The following is a 2,294-nucleotide window of genomic DNA, read 5'->3' on the forward strand; positions in this document are numbered from 1 at the left end:
GGATCGCCGTCGACCTCGGCGCCGCGATCCGCGTCCACCGCGCCGTACTCGACTGGGACGACACGGCGTTCGGCCGGCGGTACGCCGTGGAGGTCTCCGCCGACGGCACCGACTGGCGGCCGTTCTACACCGAGACCGCCGGCGCCGCCGGCGCCGTCACCGCGCACACGTACCCCCAGGACGTCACCGGCCGCTACGTCCGCGTCCGCGGCATCGAGCGCGCCGCCGGCGCCTACCGGCTCGACAGCTTCCAGATCTTCGGCGGCGAGCCCGCCCCCGCCGCCGCCCAGCGCGCCAACCTCGCGCTCAACCACCCCGTCTACGCCGACCGCTACCAGCACGCCGGCAACGCCCCGTCCTTCGCCACCGACGGCGGCTGGCCCGCGGACCTGCGCGGCGACAGCACCCGCTGGGCCAGCGACTGGCACCAGAACCGCTGGCTCGCCGTCGACCTCGGCGCCCCCTCCACCATCCAGAGCCTGGACCTGTACTGGGAGGCCGCCTACGCCGTCGACTACGAGGTCCAGGTCTCGGACGACAACCGGAACTGGCGCACCGTCCACCGCCCCTCCGCCCAGGAGGTCGGGCAGCGCCGTGCGGACGTCAAGCCCCCGGGCGAGGCCGCCGGCATCCACGACACGATCACCCTCGGCTCCCCCGCCACCGGCCGCTACGTCCGCATCCTGGGCAAGGAGCGCCGCTCCTTCTACAACCCGGCGCCGCAGACCGCGCAGTTCGGCTATTCGCTCTACGAGGTGCAGGTCTGGGGCACCGGCGGCAGCGCCCAGGCCGCCTACCCGGCGCTGCCGGGCGAGCAGGGCGGCACGTACCGGACGACGTTCTTCGACGACTTCACCGGTGCGGGACTGGACCGGTCGAAGTGGCGGGTGGTGCGCACCGGCCAGGAGATGGGCTCGGTCAACGGCGAGGCGCAGGCGTACGTCGACAGCCCGGACAACATCCGCACCGAGAACGGCGTCCTGGAACTGGAGGCCGAGTACTGCAAGGGCTGCACGCAGGCCGGCGGCGGCACGTACGACTTCACCTCCGGGCGGATCGACACCTACACCAAGCACGACTTCACCTACGGCAAGGTGAGCGCCCGGATCCGGGTGCCGGACGGCGAGGGCTTCTGGCCCGCGTTCTGGCTGCTCGGCAGCGACGTCGACAACACCGACGTCTCCTGGCCCAACTCCGGCGAAACCGACATCCTGGAGAACATCGGCTATCCGGACTGGACCAGCTCCGCCCTGCACGGCCCCGGCTACTCCGGTGCCGGCAACATCGGCGCCGGCCAGACCTTCCCCGCCGGCGGCCGGGCCGACCAGTGGCACACGTACGCGGTGGAGTGGACGCCGACCACGATGCGGTTCCACGTCGACGACCGGCTGGTGCAGGAGACGACCCGCAACAAGCTGGAGTCCACCCGCGGCCAGTGGGTCTTCGACCACAACCAGTACGTCATCCTCAACCTGGCCCTCGGCGGCGCCTACCCCGCGGGCTGGAACAAGGTGACCCAGCCCTACTGGGGGCTGCCGCAGACCAGCGTCGACAAGATCGCGCGCGGCGGCGTCCAGGCCGAGATCGACTGGGTCAGGGTCGAACAGAAGCCCTGACCTGCCCGCGGGGGACGGCGGCGGCCCCGGGTGCCCGACGGCGCCCGGGGCCGCCACCACCCGTCCCTGCCACGGGACTTGCGCGAGCGCGCCGGCGACGCCACGCTACCCGCCTGCGCCCCCGGGGGACCGGCCGCCGGTCCGGGGTCGCGGATGCAGCATCATGGGGTGAAGTGCGTAGCCGAGACGACAGGGCACGATGGGCGAGATGATGCAACCCGGCGATTTCATGATGGCCACCAGGAGCCGCGGCTACTCGCCGCAGCAGGTCGACCGCGTCGTCGGCGACCTGCTCGCCGAGCGGGAGGCCGCCGTACGCCATGCCAGAGACCTGGAAGCGCGGGTGGAGGCCAGCGGGCGGCAGCTGGCGCAGCTCCTCGAACAGGCCGCCGCGCTGGGCCCGCAGACGTACGAGTCGCTCGGCGAGACCGCCCGCAAGCTCTTTCTGGACGCCGAGGCCGAGGCGGACCGGGTGCTCGCCCGGGCCGCGGAGGAGTGCCGGGAGCTGAAGGAGTCCGCCCGCGCCGCCACGACGGAGCGCGGCAAGGAGTCGGAGCGGCACGCCGAGCGCATACGAGCCGACGCCGAGCAGCGGGCCCGGCAGCGGATCAAGCAGGCGCACGAGACGGCGGGGCAGATCCTCGCGGAGGCGCAGCGGCAGGCGGACAGCACCCGCGA

Annotated in this window: 1 protein-coding gene and 1 pseudogene; both read left to right on the forward strand. The window is 73.1% G+C overall.

Translation table 11 applies throughout. The features are described 5' to 3' along the window. A partial coding sequence (locus H5J30_RS28005) for a discoidin domain-containing protein (protein ID WP_181790084.1) occupies nucleotides 1–1,616 on the forward strand: 1,616 nt, incomplete at its 5' end. 208 nt (nucleotides 1,617–1,824) lie between these two features. Beyond that, nucleotides 1,825–2,294: pseudogene (locus H5J30_RS28010) on the forward strand (DivIVA domain-containing protein); the annotation flags it as partial.

Source organism: Streptomyces phytophilus (assembly GCF_013870535.1).
Taxonomy (GTDB): Bacteria; Actinomycetota; Actinomycetes; order Streptomycetales; family Streptomycetaceae; genus Streptomyces; species Streptomyces phytophilus.